The 17,397-nt window shown below is 65.9% G+C and carries 17 protein-coding genes; 8 read left to right on the top strand and 9 right to left on the bottom strand.

Annotated elements, in window-relative coordinates:
- Position 1: 1 nt before the first annotated feature.
- The 4 genes from AB5K84_RS14750 to AB5K84_RS14765 form a co-directional block, all read right to left on the bottom strand.
- The gene (locus AB5K84_RS14750; protein ID WP_158516566.1) at positions 2–166 is read right to left on the bottom strand and encodes a hypothetical protein; all 165 of its coding nucleotides are present in this window, start codon (positions 164–166) and stop codon (positions 2–4) included.
- On the bottom strand, positions 163–2,553 hold the full coding sequence (lon, locus tag AB5K84_RS14755) for an endopeptidase La (RefSeq protein ID WP_110116811.1): 2,391 nt from the start codon (positions 2,551–2,553) through the stop codon (positions 163–165). Before lon ends, AB5K84_RS14750 begins: the two co-directional genes overlap by 4 nt.
- An 8-nt stretch (positions 2,554–2,561) precedes the next feature.
- Entirely contained in the window at positions 2,562–2,945 is a 384-nt protein-coding gene (locus tag AB5K84_RS14760; RefSeq protein WP_011088914.1) for an Hsp20/alpha crystallin family protein, read from the bottom strand.
- Between the two features lie 188 nt (positions 2,946–3,133).
- On the bottom strand, positions 3,134–3,703 hold the full coding sequence (locus AB5K84_RS14765) for a YciE/YciF ferroxidase family protein (RefSeq protein WP_097532440.1): 570 nt from the start codon (positions 3,701–3,703) through the stop codon (positions 3,134–3,136).
- A gap of 144 nt (positions 3,704–3,847) precedes the next feature.
- On the opposite strand from AB5K84_RS14765, the gene AB5K84_RS14770 reads away from it, so the two are divergent.
- The 3 genes from AB5K84_RS14770 (at position 3,848) to AB5K84_RS14780 (ending at position 7,097) form a co-directional block, all read left to right on the top strand.
- A complete protein-coding gene (locus AB5K84_RS14770) occupies positions 3,848–4,474 on the top strand; it encodes a MarC family protein (protein WP_110116810.1) in 627 nt (208 codons plus the stop codon).
- 169 nt (positions 4,475–4,643) lie between these two features.
- Positions 4,644–5,297 (top strand): L-fuculose-phosphate aldolase, encoded by a 654-nt coding sequence (locus AB5K84_RS14775; protein ID WP_171463797.1) that lies wholly within the window; start codon positions 4,644–4,646, stop codon positions 5,295–5,297.
- Positions 5,298–5,309: 12 nt separating this feature from the next.
- Complete coding sequence (locus AB5K84_RS14780; protein WP_441232534.1) at positions 5,310–7,097, top strand: chloride channel protein; 1,788 nt, start codon at positions 5,310–5,312, stop codon at positions 7,095–7,097.
- A gap of 89 nt (positions 7,098–7,186) precedes the next feature.
- Here AB5K84_RS14780 and AB5K84_RS14785 read toward each other — a convergent pair whose 3' ends face one another.
- Complete coding sequence (locus AB5K84_RS14785; RefSeq protein ID WP_027546509.1) at positions 7,187–7,435, bottom strand: DUF2798 domain-containing protein; 249 nt, start codon at positions 7,433–7,435, stop codon at positions 7,187–7,189.
- A gap of 292 nt (positions 7,436–7,727) precedes the next feature.
- On the opposite strand from AB5K84_RS14785, the gene AB5K84_RS14790 reads away from it, so the two are divergent.
- Complete coding sequence (locus AB5K84_RS14790; protein ID WP_011088909.1) at positions 7,728–8,108, top strand: hypothetical protein; 381 nt, start codon at positions 7,728–7,730, stop codon at positions 8,106–8,108.
- A gap of 1,117 nt (positions 8,109–9,225) precedes the next feature.
- On the opposite strand, the gene AB5K84_RS14795 is transcribed toward AB5K84_RS14790, so the two are convergent.
- The gene (locus tag AB5K84_RS14795; protein WP_236842105.1) at positions 9,226–9,684 is read right to left on the bottom strand and encodes a hypothetical protein; all 459 of its coding nucleotides are present in this window, start codon (positions 9,682–9,684) and stop codon (positions 9,226–9,228) included.
- 2 nt (positions 9,685–9,686) lie between these two features.
- On the opposite strand from AB5K84_RS14795, the gene AB5K84_RS14800 reads away from it, so the two are divergent.
- The 4 genes from AB5K84_RS14800 (at position 9,687) to uraD (ending at position 12,300) form a co-directional block, all read left to right on the top strand.
- A complete protein-coding gene (locus AB5K84_RS14800) occupies positions 9,687–9,965 on the top strand; it encodes a hypothetical protein (RefSeq protein ID WP_038966722.1) in 279 nt (92 codons plus the stop codon).
- Between the two features lie 90 nt (positions 9,966–10,055).
- Complete coding sequence (locus AB5K84_RS14805) at positions 10,056–10,469, top strand: DUF3830 family protein (RefSeq protein ID WP_011088906.1); 414 nt, start codon at positions 10,056–10,058, stop codon at positions 10,467–10,469.
- Positions 10,470–11,405 (top strand): allantoinase PuuE, encoded by a 936-nt coding sequence (gene puuE / locus AB5K84_RS14810; RefSeq protein WP_110116809.1) that lies wholly within the window; start codon positions 10,470–10,472, stop codon positions 11,403–11,405. It begins immediately after the preceding gene.
- 7 nt (positions 11,406–11,412) lie between these two features.
- On the top strand, positions 11,413–12,300 hold the full coding sequence (gene uraD, locus AB5K84_RS14815; RefSeq protein ID WP_038966721.1) for a 2-oxo-4-hydroxy-4-carboxy-5-ureidoimidazoline decarboxylase: 888 nt from the start codon (positions 11,413–11,415) through the stop codon (positions 12,298–12,300).
- On the opposite strand, the gene AB5K84_RS14820 is transcribed toward uraD, so the two are convergent.
- The 3 genes from AB5K84_RS14820 to AB5K84_RS14830 are packed head-to-tail and all read right to left on the bottom strand — an operon-like array spanning position 12,301 to position 17,268.
- Entirely contained in the window at positions 12,301–13,698 is a 1,398-nt protein-coding gene (locus AB5K84_RS14820) for a nucleobase:cation symporter-2 family protein (RefSeq protein ID WP_110116808.1), read from the bottom strand.
- A gap of 22 nt (positions 13,699–13,720) precedes the next feature.
- Positions 13,721–16,444 carry a molybdopterin-dependent oxidoreductase gene (locus AB5K84_RS14825; RefSeq protein WP_110116807.1) on the bottom strand — a complete coding sequence of 908 codons (2,724 nt, stop codon included), beginning with the start codon at positions 16,442–16,444 and terminating at the stop codon, positions 13,721–13,723.
- On the bottom strand, positions 16,441–17,268 hold the full coding sequence (locus AB5K84_RS14830; RefSeq protein WP_110116806.1) for an FAD binding domain-containing protein: 828 nt from the start codon (positions 17,266–17,268) through the stop codon (positions 16,441–16,443). Before AB5K84_RS14830 ends, AB5K84_RS14825 begins: the two co-directional genes overlap by 4 nt.
- Between the last annotated feature and the right edge of the window lie 129 nt (positions 17,269–17,397).

Raw genomic sequence — 17,397 nt, forward strand, 5'->3', positions numbered from 1 at the left:
TTCAGCCTTTGCGGCGCTTGACCCGGACCGGGACCGGCTGAAGCCGCGGCTCGGGTCCCGCCAGCGCATCGCGAACCCCGTCGATGGCGCGATCAAGCAGCTGGCGCAGCCGCTGCGTCTTCCGCGATCTCTTTGCTCTTTCCAGCAGTTTCTTCATCGCATTCACTCCGCCGCTTCGACCTTGGCCTCGGCCGGCTCGAGCGCGGCGGCGATGGCCTCGTCGACGCGCTCCAGCCAGATGAATTCGAGGTTGTCCCGCGCGCTCTTCGGGATGTCGTCGTAGTCCCGCTTGTTGCGCGCCGGCAGCATCACCCGCTTCAAGCCGGCGGCGGCCGCGGCCACCACCTTCTCCTTGATGCCGCCGACCGGCAGCACCAGGCCGCGCAGCGAGATCTCGCCGGTCATCGCGGTGTCGCTGCGCACCGTGCGATTGGTGAGCAGTGACGTCAGCGCCGTGTACATCGCGACCCCCGCGCTCGGTCCGTCCTTCGGGGTTGCGCCCGCCGGGACGTGAACGTGGATGTCGCTTTTCTCGAACAGCTGCGGATCGATGCCGAGCTGGCTGGCTCTGCTCTTCACCAGCGTCATCGCCGCCTGCACGCTCTCGCGCATGACGTCGCCGAGCTGGCCGGTCAGGATCATCCCGCCGCGGCCCGGCACGCGCGAGGCCTCGATGAACAGGATGTCGCCGCCGACCGGCGTCCAGGCAAGGCCGGTGGCTACGCCCGGGATGCTGGTGCGTTGCGCGATCTCGCCTTCGAAGCGCGGCTGGCCGAGCACGGTGGCGATGTCCTTCACCGTCACAACGACCTTCGCAGCCGAGCCTTCGGCGACCTGCACCGCAGCATGGCGGAACACCTTGCCGATCTCGCGCTCGAGGTTACGCACGCCGGCCTCGCGGGTGTAGCCCTTGACGATCAGCTTCAGCGCGTCCGGCTCGATCTCGGCCTGCTCGGCCGTCAGGCCGTTGGCCTCGAGCTGCCGCCGCACCAGATAGCGCTTCGCGATCTCCAGCTTCTCGTCCTCGGTGTAACCGGCGAGGCTGATCAGCTCCATGCGGTCCAGCAGCGGACCCGGAATCTGGTCCAGCATGTTGGCGGTCGCGATGAAGACAACGCGCGACAGGTCGAAGGGCACGCCCAGGTAATTGTCCCGGAATGTCCCGTTCTGCTCGGGGTCGAGCACCTCCAGCATGGCGGCGGAAGGATCGCCCTGCACCCCACGGCCCATCTTGTCGATCTCGTCCAGCATCATGACGCAATTCCGGCTACCGGCCTTCTTGATGCCCTGGATGATGTTGCCGGGCAGCGCGCCGATATAGGTGCGCCGGTGACCGCGGATCTCGGCCTCGTCATGCACGCCGCCGAGGCTGACGCGCACGAAAGGGCGATCCATCGCGCGTGCGATGGACTGGCCGAGCGAGGTCTTGCCGACGCCGGGCGGGCCGACGAAGCACAGGATCGGCGCCTTGCCCTGCGGGGCGAGCTTGCGCACCGCCAGGTATTCGATGATCCGGCTCTTGATCTTCTCCAGGCCGAAATGATCGGCATCCAGGATGCGGCGCGCCTCCTTGATGTCGATCGGCTTCTCCGCGGGCAGCGCCCAGGGCAGCTCGATCAGCCAGTCGAGGTAGGTGCGGACCATGCCGGCTTCGCCGGCGGCCTCGGGCATGCGCTCGTAGCGGCGCAGCTCCTTTTTGGCGTGCGCCTCGGCCTCCGGCGGCATCTTGGCCTGGGCGATGGCAGCGTTCAGCTCGGCGACCTCGGCCGCCTTGCCGTCGCCTTCGCCGAGCTGGCGCTGGATGGTCGCCATCTGCTCGCGCAGGATCGCCTCGCGCTGCCGCTCGTCGAAGCTGGCGCGGGTCTTCTGGCCGATCTCGTTGGAGATGCGCAGCACCTCCAGCCGCTCCGCCAGGTGCTTCGACACCTTCTCGACCCGCAAGGAGAGGTCGATGGTCTCCAGCACCTCCTGCTTGTCCTGCGGCTTGATGTCCATGAACGACGTCGCCAGGTCCGCCAGCGCGCCGGGCGCGGTGGTGCTCTGGAACATCGCGACCAGCTCGGGCGGCGCCTGCGGCAGCAGCTCGATCGCCTCGATCGCCTGGCGCTGCAAATTCAGCGCGCGCGCCTCGATCTCGGGCGAGGTCGTGGTCGGCTCCGGAATCTGCTGGATCCGCGCGGCCGGGAACGGAGTCCCCGGCAGGAAGTCGAGGATGCGCGCGCGCTGCACGCCCTGGCAGACGATGTGGTGGGTGCCGTCGGGCGCGGTGATGTAGCGCACGATGTTGGCGATGGTAGCGACCCGATAGAGATCGTCCGGCCCCGGCTCTTCGGTCTCCGGGCTGCGTTGCAGGACGATGCCGACCGGCCGCTGCTCGCGCAGCGCCTGCTGCGCGGCGGCGATGGACTTCGGCCGCGCGATCGCGATCGGCGCGATGGCGCCGGGAAACAGCACCATCTCGCGCACGGGGATGATGATCAGTGCGTCGTCGGGGATCTTCACGTCGGACTCGGTGGAATTGGTCTGGGTGGTATTCATCTGTTCGGTGGCCATGATCGACCTCAGGATTTGGCGAGGCGCAGCGCGACGCAGCCGTCCATCACGAAGCGGCTGATGGCGTAGCGGCCAAGGGGCAATGCAATGCGGCGCTCAAAACGCCCCTGCGGCAGCTCGAGCCGGTGGATGCGGGCGTTGCGAAGCTCCGGCGGAAGGGTGCGCTGGCCGGAGATGACGAGCGCGCCGTCATGGATCACCGTCTCGACATTGTCGGGATTGACGCCGGGAAGCGCGACCAGGATCAGGAGCTCATGCTCGGTTTCGAGCACGTCGATCGGCGGCTCCCAGCAGGCTTCCTGGCGGCCGAACTGCTGCCGCAGCCGTTCGGCGCGGGTCAGCGAGTCCAGGGCTTCGGACAGCATCCAGTCGAGGGGATTTTTGGGTTGCATGGTCAAAACTCGGGGAAGGCGCTGCGGTTGGAAAACGAGGATATGGGGACGGTTCCCCGGAATTCCAGCTTCGCGCGTTTGGAGCATGCCTGTCCCCTCGAACCCGAGGAGGCCCTTGCAATCAGACGCCACGACGCCGCGGAGATGTTCCACGGCGTCGTAGGCAACAGTTGGGCGGGGCGCGCCGATCAGGCGGCGGCGCGGTATTCTTCTTCCGCTTCGAGGTTGATCACGGAGGTGGCGAGCTCGGTCAGGGTGTGATCGGTCGCCTCTTCCTCATCGAGCGTCGCCTGGAGCAGCCTGGCGGCGTCCGGCATGCCGAGCTCCTCGGCCCAGGTGCGCAGCGTGCCGTAGCGGGAGATCTCGTAGTGCTCGACGGCTTGCGCCGCGGCGAGCAGGCCGGCGTCGAGGGCGGGGGCGTTCTTGAAATCCTTCATGATCCCGGCGCCCTCGTCGGTGATGCCGTTGATCGCCTCACAGGGCTTGCCGCGCGCGGGCTTGCCCAGCATCTTGAAGATCTGGTCAAGGCGTTTGACCTGGCCCTGCGTCTCGCGCAGATGCTTGTTGAAGGCGGCGGACAGCTGCTTGGAGTGAGCCGCTTTCGCCATCTTCGGCAGCGTCTTGATGATCTTGTTCTCGGCGTAATAGATGTCCTTCAGCGTCTCCAGAAACAGGTCGCTCAACATCTTCGGCGCCTGACGCGGCCGGCGCGCCGCGGACTTTTTCGCGTTCGCACGTTTCTTTGCTCGTTTGGCCATAAATCCTCCTCTTGAGGCGACACGGGAAGGCGAGGCCCTCCTCAATCCTCGCGCGACCAAGACTCTGCGAGGGCAAATGTTCCTCGCGAAGGTCGCGTCGAGCCGTTATGGATTGCGGCCCCACCTCGCGCGAGACCCAGCCGCATGCTCGACTTCGCCCTGTCCGCCTTCGTGACGCTGCTGCTGGTGGTCGATCCCGTCGGCCTTGCGCCGGCCTTCCTGGCCGCGACCGGGGGCATGCCCGACACGGTCAAGCGCACGATCGCGCTGCGCGCGCCGCTGATCGCAGCCTCGATCCTGGTGGTGATCGCGCTGGTCGGAAACTGGCTTTTGCGCCAGCTCGGGATCGGCATCCCCGCGTTCCAGATCGCCGGCGGGCTGCTGCTGTTCGGCGTCTCCTACCAGATGATCTTCGGCGACCGCCCGCATCGCGAGGCCCGCGAGGCCGACAAGGCGACCTCGGAGCACGCGTCCGATGTCGCGGTGTTTCCGCTGGCGATCCCCATGATGGCCGGTCCCGGCGCGATTGCGACCACATTGCTGTTGACGGGCGATGCCGGCTACGGGGCGCGGCTCGCGATCATCATCGCGGTCGTCCTCTCGGTGTGCCTGCTCTGCATGCTGTGCTTTCTGTCCGCGCGCCTGATCGCCCGCACCCTCGGGCGCACCGGAAATGCCGTGCTTTCGCGCGTGCTCGGCATGCTGCTCGCCGCCTATTCCGTGCAGTTCGTGATCAACGGCATCGCGGCCGTCCGGGCGAGCCTGCCGTAGGATTGCGACGATCCGTTAATCCGTTGATTTTACGGTCTATTTCGTGCCGCGCCGGACCGGCCGGCGAGACGACAGGCGGTCCGGTCGCTTTCGCTTGCGCTGCCATATTGCTTTGACGTACTTCCGGTCTGACAAACGCCCATCGCCAGGAAGTCGAGATGAAATCGGGATGTCGATGACCGTGGACGAGCTCGCCAAGAGACAGGCCATCATCGACGCCTGCCGCCGCATGAATGCGCTCGGCATCAACCAGGGCACTTCCGGTAATATCAGTGTCCGGCATGTGGACGGGCTGCTGGTCACGCCGACCAGCGTGCCCTATGAGGCCATGACGCCGGACCAGATCGTGTTCATGGCGATGGACGGCTCGCACGCGCCCGATCAGAAGCCGTCCAGCGAGTGGCGCTTCCACCGCGACATCCTGAAGGCCCGGCCCGACGTCAACGCCGTGGTCCACGCCCATCCGACCTATTGCACCATCCTGGCGATCATGGGCATGGAGATCCCGCCGGTGCACTACATGATTGCGGCCGCAGGCGGCGACAGCATCCGCTGCGCGTCCTATGCCACGTTCGGAACGGAGGAACTGTCCGAACATGCGGTGCGGGCGCTGGAGGGGCGGCTTGCCTGCCTGCTCGACCATCACGGCATGATCGCGATCGGCAAGACGCTGGACAAGGCGATGTGGCTCGCTGTCGAGGTCGAGACCCTGGCGCGGCAATATCACGGCTGCCTCCAGATCGGGAAACCGCCGCTGCTCTCTAGCGCCGAGGTCGAACGCGTGCGCCAGCGCATGTCCGGCTACGGCATGTCGGAAGGGTAGGGCGGGCAGAAGGTGTTCGTGCGGATCAGACATCTCGCCGATCGCAAGGGATCGAACCGCCTCATGGTTCGCCTGCGCGCGCTCTTGCGCAGCAACGAGTTCTACCTGATCCCGCTTGCACTGGTGATCGGCACGCTGGCCGGCGCCATCGTGACGCTGATGGCCGAGATCGCGCAGATTGCCCATATGGTCATCTACGGCATTCCCGTCGACGTCCGCCTGTCGGCCAACGCCAGGGTCAGCCCCTGGGCGGCGCTGATCGCGCCTGCGCTCGGCGGATTGGCGCTCGGCATCATGGAATGGTCGCGGCGGCGGATGAAGATCTCCAGCGCGGTCGACCCGATCGAGGCCAATGCGCTGCGCGGCGGCAATCTGTCGATGCGCGACAGCCTGGTGGTGTCGAGCCAGACGCTGATCTCCAACGGCTGCGGCGCCTCGGTCGGCCTCGAGGCCGGCTATACCCAGATCGGCTCCGGCATCGCCTCGCTGCTCGGCAAGTTCTTCAATCTGCGCCGCAACGATCTGCGCCTGATGGTCGGCTGCGGTGCGGCCGCCGCGATCGCCGCGGCGTTCGGCGCGCCGATCACCGGCGCCTTCTACGCCTGCGAGCTGATCGTCGGCGTCTATTCGGTCGGCAGCGCCGCCCCGATCCTGGCGGCCTCGCTCGCAGGTGCGCTGACCGCGCAATGGCTCGGCGGCGCGCCGTATTCGCTGGAGATACCGAAGGTCAGCGCCGTCGGCGTCGAGCAGTACCTGGCACTGATCGGTCTCGCCCTCATCACCAGCGGCGTCGGCATCGCCGTGATGCGCTCCTCGCCGATGTTCGAGCGCCTGTTCGCCTGGCTGCCGGTCTGGCTGCGTCCGGTGATGGGCGGCCTCGTCGTCGGCGGCTTTGCCATCGTCACGCCGCAGGTGCTGGCGGCCGGTCACGGCGCCATGGTGCTCGATCTCTTTCACGACATGACGATCGGCCTGATAGCGCTGATCATCGCCCTGAAGGTGACGGCCTGCCTGATCTCGCTCGCCTCGGGCTTCCGCGGCGGCCTGTTCTTCGCCTCGCTGTTCGTCGGCAGCCTGATCGGAAAGTTCTTCTCCGCGGTGCTGTTGCTGATCAGCCCGAACTTCGTGATCGATCCGCTGGTGGCGATGCTGACGGGCATGGCGACGCTCGGCGTCGCCATCGTCGGCGGTCCCCTGACGATGTCGTTCCTCGTGCTCGAGATGACCCGCAATGTCGACGTCACCGCCGTGGTGCTGGCCGGCTGCATCGTGACCTCGATCTGCGTCCGCTTCATGTTCGGCCACTCCTTCTCGACCTGGCGCCTGCATCTGCGCGGCGAGACCATCCGCAGCGCCAACGACGTCGGCTGGCTGCGCAACCTGACCGTCGAGCGGCTGATGCGCTCCGACGTCGGCAAGGTGCCGTCGACCACGACGATCGCCGCCGTACGCCGCGAATTCGTGCTTGGCTCGCGGCCGGGAGTCGTCATCGTCAACAATGCGGACAAATATATCGGCCTCGTCCTGCTGCCCGATCTGTTCTCCAGCGACCTCGACACCATCGCCGACGACATCCAGGTGATCGAGCTCGCCCGCCTGATCGACATCGTGTTGATCCCGGAAATGAACGTGAAGTCGGCGATGGCGGTGTTCGACGAGGCGGAAGCCGAGATGCTGGCGGTGGTCGATTCCACCGACAGCCGCAAGGTGGTCGGTTTCCTCACCGAGAACTTCGCCCGTCGCCGCTATGTCGAGGAGATCGACAAGGCCACGCGCGGCGTGCTCGGGGCGCTGTCGTAAAGCGCGATGAGATTGCGATGAATCGTCATCGCGCTTCACGTTGGTGTTTGCGCGTGATCTTTCGGAAGACCGCTAGGCGCTGTTCCGGATCATTGCGATGGAGACGCGACCACGCAGGCCACGATCCGGCGGACCAGTGGCAGCACCATCAGCAGCGTTGGAAAGGCGACAAGCCATGACAGCGCCCAGGCGCCGGGCCAGGTCGCGAGGAAGGCCGGCGTTGCGCCGAGGCTTCGAAGCGTCGAAATGACCGACACCACGGCTGTCATGAGGATGGACAGCACAAAGGGCATCACGATCGGCGCATAGCGCGCCGGCAGTTTGCGAACCGCAATCATCTGGTTTCTCTTACGGAAAAAGACGCGTCAGTCACGTTGAACCCTGCAAATGGCATCGATCCCGACGGCGTCGGTTGATGCGTTGGTTCACGTGAAACGCTTACGGCGACCGAAAAAACGGCGCGGCTGTTCATTATCCGCTCAGGTTGCGTGGCGCAAGCTGGATCAGGTGGTTCGGTTGATAATCGTTCAAGGCGTGGCAGATTGCCGCGATCACGAAACCATTTCAGTGCTTTGCGCGTTACCGACGGTTTGCATCGATGTGTTTGAGTGAAAGCAGAGGAAGGTCAAAATGAGCAGACTCATGATTTCCGCAGCCGGCCGCAACACCGTCCTGGCCGCGTGCGCAGGCCTGGCGCTGCTCGCAACCTCGTTATCGCCCTCGGCTGCGGCATCCCCCGGGCCGGCACAGGCGGCGTCCGCGAAGGCAGGTCAGGCCTCCTCCGACGTCACTGATTTCAGCGCAGCACGCCGCCACCGCTACTATCGACGCGGGCCGAACGCGGCGGGCCTCGCCTTCATGGGCGCCGCGGCGGGCATCATCGGCGGGGTGATCGCCGAGCAGCGACGCCGCGACTATTATGAGGACCACTATTACTATGGGCGGCGTCCTTACTATGGCGGTCCGGGCTATTACGGCGGTAGTCCCTATTATTACGACCCGGGCTACTGATATCAGCCGTATTAGTCGGTTGTTTTCGCCATAGCTGTTTCGTCGCAGCCCGGGTGAGCGCAGCGATACCCGGGACCGCTGTAGCGCGTGGCAAGACCCCGGATGTCGCTTCGCTCATCCGGGCTACGAGATCTTGCCCGACGGGCAAAACACCTGCGAAGCTGTCAATCCACTTGCGCAAAAATATTCCACTTTACCGAAATTCGGAAATGCCGTATGTGTCGCCCATCCCGGCTCATCCTTGAGGGGCGATCTTGTGTCGTCACGTTTCGCGAGCCGGGTTTGCGGTGGACGCGGCAGCGTCGGGCGCGAGAGGTCAAGCGCAGGGCGGATTGCTCTCCGTGAGCCCAGGACTTCGCGCTGGATGAGCGGCGCTGTCAGGTTCGTCTCGCCTGTAAGTTTCCGGCTCCGTCGACAGGGCCGGGAAAACTGCGGCGAGCAAGCGAGCCGTGCGTACGGCAAAACCGTGTGGTCCTGGCCGTCGTTGCTACGGTCAAGCTCTTGCGAATGCGGCAGTTGCGTCAACCGGCGCGGTGCCGGCGACTTTCGCGAGAGCGAGGGAGGCCAGAACGAACTCGGCTCCCGGGAGAGCACGGCATAAGCCGTCCAACCACTGCGCAGGGAAGGCCGAGTGATTGGCTACACCTGTATGCTGCTGTGCGGTTCTTTTGCGCTACCTTTCGCGCAGCGGACCGCGGGTGCTAGGTCAGCACCCGGCCTTCCCTGCGCCCTCTTGGCTAATGAGGGTGGAGCGACGAAGCAAAGCTCGGGCGAATTAAGCCGCGAGAACGGGAAGGCGTGTTTGCACTACACACTCGCTGTCATCGCCCGGCTCGACCGGGCGATCCAGTATTCCAGAGACGGCTGTGATTGAGCCGAGAGGCCGCGGCATACTGGATTCCCCGCCTTCGCGGGGAATGACAGTTGTATTTGGAGGACGAGGTCGATGCCTCATACTCCGTCATTGCGAGCGCAGCGAAGCAATCCAGAGTCTTTCCGCGGAGGCAGTCTGGATTGCTTCGTCGCATGAGCACAAAATTGCTTCGCAATTTTGTCGCGAGCTCCTCGCAATGACGGCATTGAAGCAGTTGCGCTCTATCGCGCTAGGCTTCCAGCATCACCGTCCCGCCGGCGCCGACATGGCGCCGTTGGCGTAGCGCGACCAGTCGGGCGCGGTCGGCTGCGACGGCCAGAGTGCGGCGTTGGAGTCGCGTACCGATTGAGTGATGGGAGCGGGTTGCGCCTTGCGGGCGTGGTGGCGGTCGCTGGCTGCGGCGGTCTGGATGGTGGCGGCGGCAATCAGCGTTGCGCCGAGAATGGCGAAAGTCTTTTGCATCGTTGTTTCTCCCGTGACGACGCTCCGGCTGTGAGACATGATTTCGTCGTCGCGGCTGACATGGCGATGGGCCCTGCCAAATATCAGCAGCGCCGGCCTCACGATCGGAAGCGCAGCCATCACGTTGCGGCGAGCAAATTTTTTGGTCCCGGCTAAATATTCGGCAATCGGCCGGTTGGGCCCGATGGACTTGCCCCCGGCAATCCGGTTGAATGGGGCGAATTGGTTTTCAGGCGACAACGATGTCGAAATATCTGCTGGTCCTTCTTCTGATCTCCTCGCCGGCCGCGGCGCAGGTCAAGCTCACTCCGAAGAGTGCGGCGGCGCATCCGGACCCCTGCGCGCCGATCGGGCGGACCGCGGACGGCAAGCTGGTCTACTCGATGAAATGCGAGAACCTTCCCGCACCGCCTCCACCCCCGCCGCAGGCGGAACTCAAGGAGGCGCCGCCGCCTGCCGCCGAGCCCGAGCCGGAGACGCGGCGGAGCGGCATTTTCGGCTGGTCCTACGACCGCAGGTGAGGGGCCGCGCCCCTTGCGCGAAGCCCGATGGAATGCTCTTTGCTTGAAAGTTCCCCGTGGGGCCTTTAGCCCCCGATCCAGAGAGATGAGATGAGCAAACTCGTTATCCGTGCCGGCGACTATACCTTCGATGCTCGCTTCGAGGAGCAACTGGCGCCCAAGACCGTTGCCGCGTTCCGCAAGGCTATGCCGTTCGAAAGCCACATCATCCACGTGCGCTGGAGCGGCGAGGCGGTGTGGATGCCGCTCGGCGACCTCGATTTCGGCGTCGGCTACGAGAACCACACCAGCTATCCCGCACCGGGCCAGATCATCCTCTATCCCGGCGGCATCAGCGAGACCGAGATCCTGATGGCCTATGGCGGCGTGAGCTTCGCGAGCAAGATGGGCCAGCTCGCCGGCAATCACTTCATCACGGTGACCTCGGGGCTGGAGAATCTGGCGACGCTGGGCAAGAGCGTGCTGTGGAAGGGCGCGCTGCCGATCCGCTTCGAGGAAGTCTGAGTGACTGATACCCGCTACCCGCGCGATCTCCGCGGCTACGGCCGCAACCCGCCGCATCCGCAATGGCCGGGCAACGCGCGGGTCGCGGTGCAGTTCGTCGTCAATTTCGAGGAAGGCGGCGAGAACAACATCCTGCACGGCGATCGCGCCTCGGAAGCCTTCCTGTCCGACGTGCTCGGCGCGCAGCCCTGGCCGGGCCAGCGCCACGCCAATATCGAATCGATGTTCGAATATGGCTCGCGCGCCGGCTTCTGGCGGCTGTGGCGGATGTTCAGTGAGCGCAAATGGCCGACCACCGTGTTCGGCGTCGCCACCGCGCTGAAGCGCAATCCGGAAATCGTCGCCGCGATGAAGGAGTCCGGCTGGGACATCGCCAGCCACAGCCTGAAATGGATCGAGCACAAGGACATGACCGAGGCGCAGGAGCGCGCCGAGATCGTCGAGTCGATCCGCGTCCACCTCGAGGCGACCGGGTCGCGGCCGCTCGGCTGGTACACCGGGCGCTCCTCGATCAACACGAACCGCCTCCTGATGGAGGAGGGCGGCTTCCTCTATCTCTGCGACTCCTATGCCGACGATCTGCCCTATTGGGTCAAGGGCGCCGGGGGCAAGCAGCTCATCATTCCCTATACGCTGGACGCCAACGACATGCGGTTCATCAACCCGCAGGGCTTTGCCGAGGGTGAGCAGTTCTACACCTATCTGAAGGACGCCTTCGACGTGCTCTACGCCGAAGGCGAGACCGCGCCGAAGATGATGTCGGTGGGGCTGCATTGCCGCCTCGCCGGCCGGCCGGGCCGGGCCGCGGGGTTGATCCGCTTCCTGGATTACATCGGCAAGCACGAGCGCGTCTGGGTGCCGACGCGGCTCCAGATCGCGCAGCACTGGCACGACAAGCACGCGCATCTTGCTGCCGACGCCTTCGAGATCGGGTGAAGGTGTGATGTCGCAAATCTCGCTCGCCGATCTCAACGCCGCCGACAAAGCCGACTTCGTCGCGGCCCTCGCCAATGTCGTCGAATATTCGCCGTGGATTGCGGAGAAGCTCGCCGGGCAGCGGCCGTTCACCGGCATCAACCAGTTGCACGCCGCGCTGATGGCCGCGATCCAGAGCGCCGAGCCCGACGTGCAGCTGGCGCTGATCCGGGCGCATCCCGATCTCGCCAACAAGACCCAGCGCGCCGCGGGCCTGACGGCGGAATCGACCGACGAGCAGAACAGCGCTGGGCTTGACCGGCTGTCGGACGCCGAATATGCCGCGTTCGAACGCGTCAACAATGCGTACCGTGAAAAGTTCGGCTTCCCCTACATCGTCTGCGTGCGCCGTCACACGAAGGATTCCGTGCTGCGCGACTTCGAAACGCGGCTGCTCAATATTGCCAAGACCGAGACGCGACGTGCGATCGAGGAGATCGGCCGCATCTCGGCGCTGCGGCTCGACCAGCTCGTCGTCGCCGACGACAAGCTCAAGGTGCATGGCCGGCTCTCGACGCATGTGCTGGACAATCACGCCGGCAAGCCCGCGCCAGGTATCCCGGTGGAGCTGATCGAGCTTGCGAGTCTCGGCGAGAGCCGCGTCATCGCGCGCACCGTCACCAATGCGGATGGACGTACCGATCAGCCGTTGATCGGCGGCCGTCCGCTTCCGATCGGCCGCTACGAGCTTCGCTTCCGCGTCGCCAAATATTACGCCGAGCGCAACGTGCCGCTATCGGAGCCGCCGTTCCTCGACGAGATCCCATTGCGCTTTGCGATCAGCGAGCCGGAAAATCACTACCACGTGCCGCTGCTGGTCACGCCCTGGAGCTACGCGACCTATCGCGGCAGCTAGCTAGACATGTTGTGCGGATGACGCGACTGCCGCTGCATCCGCCTCGGCCGCAGCGCCGCCGCCCAAGCCGTTGAAGAAGGCGTTGAGCAGTACCGAGACCACCGCACAAAGCAAAATGCCGGACTCCAGCAGCGGCTGTAGATCATGCGGCAGGTTCCGGAAGAACCCGGGCGCGGCGAGCGGGATCAGGCCGAAGCCGATCGAGATCGCGACGATGAAGAGATTGTAGCGGTTGGTGCGGAAATCGACCGAGGTGAGGATGCGCGCGCCTGTTGCCGCGACCATGCCGAACATCACGAGGCCCGCGCCGCCGAGCACGACCAGCGGCACCGCCTCGACCAGCGCCGCGAGCTTCGGCAACAGGCCGAGGCCGAGCATGATGCAGCCGCCCGTCACCGTCACCCAGCGCGAGCGCACGCCGGTGACGGAGACGAGGCCGACATTCTGCGAGAACGAGGTGTAGGGAAAGGTGTTGAAGATGCCGCCGAGCAGCGTGCCGACGCCGTCGGCGCGCAAGCCCCGGCTCAGGGCTTCGCGGTCGACCGTCTTGCCGGTGATGTCGCCGAGCGCGAGGAACATGCCGAGCGACTCGATCATCACCACGATCATGACGACACACATGGTGACGACGGGCACGAGGTGGAATTGCGGCATGCCGAAGCGGAACGGGATCACCAGCGCGCCCCAGGAGGCAGCACTGACCTTGTCGAAATGCATCACGCCCAGAATGGTCGCGAGCACGGCGCCGGCGACGATGCCGAGCAGCACGGAGACGTTGGCGAGGAAGCCGGTGCCCCATTTGATCAGGCCGAGGATGAAAAGCAGCACGAACAGCGAAATGCCGAGCCCCTGCAATTGCCCATAGGCCGGATTGGGAAAGCTGCCGGCAACGCCGTCGACGACCTTCGTCAAGGTCGGCAGGCCGCCGCCGGCCCACTTGATCCCGACCCGCATCAAGGAGATGCCGATGACGAGAATGATGCTGCCGGTGACGACCGGCGGAAACAGCGGCAGCAGCCGGCTGACGAAGGGCGCGGCGACGATGCCGAACAGGCCGGCGGCGATGACGGAGCCGTAGATGCCGAGCAGGCCGATGTCGGGCGCGGCGGCCATCGAGAGCATCGGTCCGACCGAGGCAAACGTTACGCCCATCATCACGGGCAGGCGGATGCCGACGCCGGGGAAGCCGAGGCATTGCACCAGCGTCGCAAGCCCGCAGGCGAACAGGTCGGCGCTGATCAGGAAGGCGACGTCCTCCGGCGGCAGCTTCAGCGCGCGTCCGATGATCAGCGGCACCGCGACCGCGCCGGCATACATCACCAGCACATGCTGGAGCCCGAGCGCGAGCAGGCGCGGGACCGGCAGGACTTCGTCGACGGGATGGACCTCGCTGCTCACGAATGAATCCCCCAAAATAGGACTAACCAAATTTATCGTGCAGCGCCGGAAACAGCCGGTCCGGCTTGAACGGTGGTGCGGTGAAGCGGATGCCGGTGGCGTCTGCAATCGCGTTGCCGAGCGCCGCGGCGACCGGATTGTACGGACTCTCGCTCATCGACTTCGCGCCCAAGGGGCCGATGGTGTCGGAGGTCTCGGCGAAGAAGACTTCGGTGCGCGGCACGTCCGCGAAGGAGGGCAGGTGGTAGTCGCGGAATTTGGCGTTGGTGACGCGGCCGTCCGCGTCGATCACCATCTCCTCGTAGAGCGCAGCACCAAGCGCCTGCGCGACGCCGCCTTCGACCTGGCCGCGGCACTGCATGGGATTGGCGACGACGCCGGCGTCGGCGGCCTGCACGCTTCTGAGAATCTTGAGCTCGCCGGTGCCCTTGTTCACCGCCACGCGAAAGCCCTGCACGTTGAAGCCGACCGAGCGCGGCGTGCCGCCGGAATTGCCTTGTGCTGCGAGCGGCTGGCCGCGTTCGCGCGCAAGCTTCGCAAGCTCCACAAAGGACATGCGCCTGACGCCGCTCACGACGAACTCGTCCTCGAGCGCGCAGCTTCCGACATCGCAAAGCCAGGCGCCGGCCGCGGCCGCCCTCAAGTCCGTGGCAAGCTGCATGGCGGCTGCATGCGTCGCCTTGCCGGCGACGAAGGTGCCCGCGCTGCCATAGGCGCCGGTGTCGTGGCCGCCATGGGCGGTGTCGGACTGGCGCAGGCGAATCCTGTCGACGGTGGTCGCCAGCGTCGTCGCCGCGATCTGGCGGTGGACCGTGCTGGTGCCGTTGCCGAACTCGGCGGTGCCGACGGTGAGATCGAAGCCGCCGTCGTCGTTGAGCGCGATCATGGCGTCCGCGATGTGGCCGGCGGGCGGCACGGTGTCGATCATGGTCAGCGCGATGCCATCGCCGATCAGCCATTCCGGCGACAGCTCCGGCCGCGGGCCATCCGCCTGCATCGCGCGCTCGACGAGATCGAGGCACTGGTCGAGCCCGTAGGAGCCATAGAGCACGTCGTGAAATTCGGATGGCGGCGGCGACAGCATGGGGTCGCCTGGCTTGACGATGTTGCGCCGGCGCATGTCGTAGGGGCTGATGCCGAGCTGCCCGGCCAGCTCGTCGATTGCGGCCTCGATCGCGATCAGCGTCTGCGGCAGGCCATAGCCGCGAAACGCGCCCGATGGCACCGTGTTGGTGTAGACGGCGTAGCCGTCGACCCGCTTGTTCGGACAATTGTAGACGGCGATGGACTCGGACAGCGAGTGGAACATCACCGGGCCGGCGTGATTGCCGTAGGCGCCGGTGTTGGAGAGCACGTCGAGCTGGAGTGCGGTGAGCTTGCCGTCGGCATCGGCACCGGCCTTGATGTGGACCCGCATCGGATGCCGCGTCGACGTCGCGATGAATTGCTCCTCGCGGGTGAGCTCCAGCTTCACGGGGCGTCCGGTCTTCAGCGCGGCGAGCGCAAGGATATCCTCGACGAACATCTCCTGCTTGCCGCCAAATCCGCCGCCGACGCGCTCGCAGAACACGCGGACCTTGTCCATGGGCAGCTGGAAGATGTCGGACAGCGCGCGCCGGGTCAGGAACGGCACCTGCGTCGAGGTGCGGACGTTGAGCACGCCGGACGCGTCGAGCCAGGCGAGGCCGCCATGGGTCTCCAGCGCGGCGTGCTGCACGCGATGGCTGTGGAAGGTGGCTTCGTAGGTGACGGCGGATGTGGCGAGTGCTGCTGCGACATCGCCGAACTCGCCATGGGTCTCAGCCGCAAGGTTGCGCCTGGCGTCGGCGACGCGGTTCTCGGTGGTGCGGTCGGGATGAATGATGGGTGCGCCGGGCGCCATCGCCTGCTCTGGATCGATCAGCGCAGGCAGGACCTCGTAAGTGACCTTGAGCCTCCGGCAGGCTTCCTCGGCGGCGCCTTCGCTTTCGGCGACGACGGCCGCGACCTTCTGGCCGATGAAGCGCACGACGTCGTCGAGGATGCGGGTGTCCTCGGGGTCCATCCAGTCCTTCTCGTGCCGCGCGGTCGAGATCAGCACCGATGGCGCGTCCTCATGCGTCAGCACCGCATGCACGCCGGGAACGCTGAGCGCCGCAGACTTGTCGATCGCGGTGATTCTGGCGTGCGCGTGAGGCGAGCGGAGCAGCTTGATGTGCAGCAGGCCGTCAATCTGCGTGTCGAACGTGTAGCGTGCCTTGCCGCGCACGACATCGGGACCTGCTGGCGCCGGAAGGCTGCGGCCGAAGGCGGCGCCGGCCTCGACGCTCTCCTCGACGTTGACCTTGCCGAGCAGCGCGTCCTCGATCGCGCGATAGCCGGTGCAGCGGCAGATATTGCCTTTCAGCGCGGCGCCGAGATCGGTGCGCTGCGCCTGGTTCAGCGAGGCGCAGGTCAGGATCATGCCGGCGGTGCAGAAGCCGCATTGAAAGCCCTGCGCATCGAGGAAGGCCTGCTGCATCGGATGCGCGCCGTGGTCGCCGCCGAGGCCCTCGATCGTGGTCACAGTGCGCCCCTCGGCGCGGAACGCCGGGATCAGGCAGCTGTGCACCGGCTCGCCGTCGAGCAGTACGGTGCAGGCGCCGCAATCGCCGGCGTCGCAGCCCTTCTTGACGCCGAAATGACCGAGCTCGCGCAGGAACGTGCGGAGGCACTGGCCGGCACGCGACTCCTGCGGAAACGTCTTGCCGTTGATCTCGAAGCTCATGACGGCGTTGCCCCCAGGAGTTCGCCGCGAATCTCTTCGGCGAGCCGCAACGTCATGTGCTTGCGCCAGAGCGGCTTGCCGTGGATGTCGGTGTGGTAGAGGTCATCGGTGACCTGCTGCACGATCGCGTCGCGAACCGCGCTCGCGTCCGGGGCTTTGTGAAAGGTGAGGCGGATCGGCCGCACCGTCGATGCGGTGACTGTCAGCGCCAGCTTGCCGTCGCTATCGAGGCTGCCGATCAGGAGTGCCGCCGAGCGGCCGACCGGGGCGAGCGAGATCTGGCGAAACGCCGTGCGGCGCTTCAGCGCGGCAATCGGGATATCGATCTGCCGCAGCAGGTCTCCCGGCGTCAGGCGGTTGCGCTGGTTGCCGGTGACGAAGTCGATCACGGGAATCTTCTGTTCGCCGCCGCCGGCCTTCCAGATCGTGCAGACGCCGTCGAGCGCGGATGTGAGCGAGATCATCGGTCCCGCCGGCAGCGACATGCAGAGATTGCCGCCGACGGTCGCGGTCTTCCAGATCTTGAACGAAGCGAGGAACGCGCGGCAGCACTGGTTGATCAGCGGCGCTGCGAGCCAGTCGGGCGGGCAGGCGAGTCCGTCGATCTGCGCGACGGTGCAAGTGGCGGCGATGCCGAGATGGCTCTCGGTGATCGTCAGCGCCGGCCATTTCAGATCGGTGAGATCGATCAGCCGCGTCAGCTGCGCTTGCGGCTCCGAGAACAGCCAGGTGCCGCCTGCGAGCCAAGCATCACCTGGCGTCCAAACGGGCAGCTGCGCGCGCGTTTGCGGATGGGCTACGGCTGTGATGGTATTCAAGTCCATGGCTGCGCCAGCGCTTGCATCGAGTGATTTGTACCGAGAGAAAGTCTTGCAAGACCAGAGCCAAGTCGCAACAAGAAGTCGCAGCGGGAACGCGATTAGGCTGGCCTCCGCCTTGCAGGCCTGCCGTCA

Origin of the sequence: Bradyrhizobium sp. 1200_D9_N1_1 (genome assembly GCF_052075915.1) — a bacterium.
GTDB classification, from domain to species: domain Bacteria; phylum Pseudomonadota; class Alphaproteobacteria; order Rhizobiales; family Xanthobacteraceae; genus Bradyrhizobium; species Bradyrhizobium diazoefficiens.

What these genes read in the sequence shown, in the direction of transcription:
- AB5K84_RS14830 (WP_110116806.1), bottom strand. Translation starts at nt 17,268, where the DNA reads ATGGACTTGAATACCATCACAGCCGTAGCCCATCCGCAAACGCGCGCG.
- AB5K84_RS14765 (WP_097532440.1), bottom strand. Translation starts at nt 3,703, where the DNA reads ATGGCCAAACGAGCAAAGAAACGTGCGAACGCGAAAAAGTCCGCGGCG.
- AB5K84_RS14775 (WP_171463797.1), top strand. Translation starts at nt 4,644, where the DNA reads ATGTCGATGACCGTGGACGAGCTCGCCAAGAGACAGGCCATCATCGAC.
- AB5K84_RS14790 (WP_011088909.1), top strand. Translation starts at nt 7,728, where the DNA reads ATGAGCAGACTCATGATTTCCGCAGCCGGCCGCAACACCGTCCTGGCC.
- AB5K84_RS14760 (WP_011088914.1), bottom strand. Translation starts at nt 2,945, where the DNA reads ATGCAACCCAAAAATCCCCTCGACTGGATGCTGTCCGAAGCCCTGGAC.
- AB5K84_RS14770 (WP_110116810.1), top strand. Translation starts at nt 3,848, where the DNA reads ATGCTCGACTTCGCCCTGTCCGCCTTCGTGACGCTGCTGCTGGTGGTC.
- AB5K84_RS14785 (WP_027546509.1), bottom strand. Translation starts at nt 7,435, where the DNA reads ATGATTGCGGTTCGCAAACTGCCGGCGCGCTATGCGCCGATCGTGATG.
- lon (WP_110116811.1), bottom strand. Translation starts at nt 2,553, where the DNA reads ATGGCCACCGAACAGATGAATACCACCCAGACCAATTCCACCGAGTCC.
- AB5K84_RS14805 (WP_011088906.1), top strand. Translation starts at nt 10,056, where the DNA reads ATGAGCAAACTCGTTATCCGTGCCGGCGACTATACCTTCGATGCTCGC.
- AB5K84_RS14800 (WP_038966722.1), top strand. Translation starts at nt 9,687, where the DNA reads ATGTCGAAATATCTGCTGGTCCTTCTTCTGATCTCCTCGCCGGCCGCG.
- AB5K84_RS14825 (WP_110116807.1), bottom strand. Translation starts at nt 16,444, where the DNA reads ATGAGCTTCGAGATCAACGGCAAGACGTTTCCGCAGGAGTCGCGTGCC.
- uraD (WP_038966721.1), top strand. Translation starts at nt 11,413, where the DNA reads ATGTCGCAAATCTCGCTCGCCGATCTCAACGCCGCCGACAAAGCCGAC.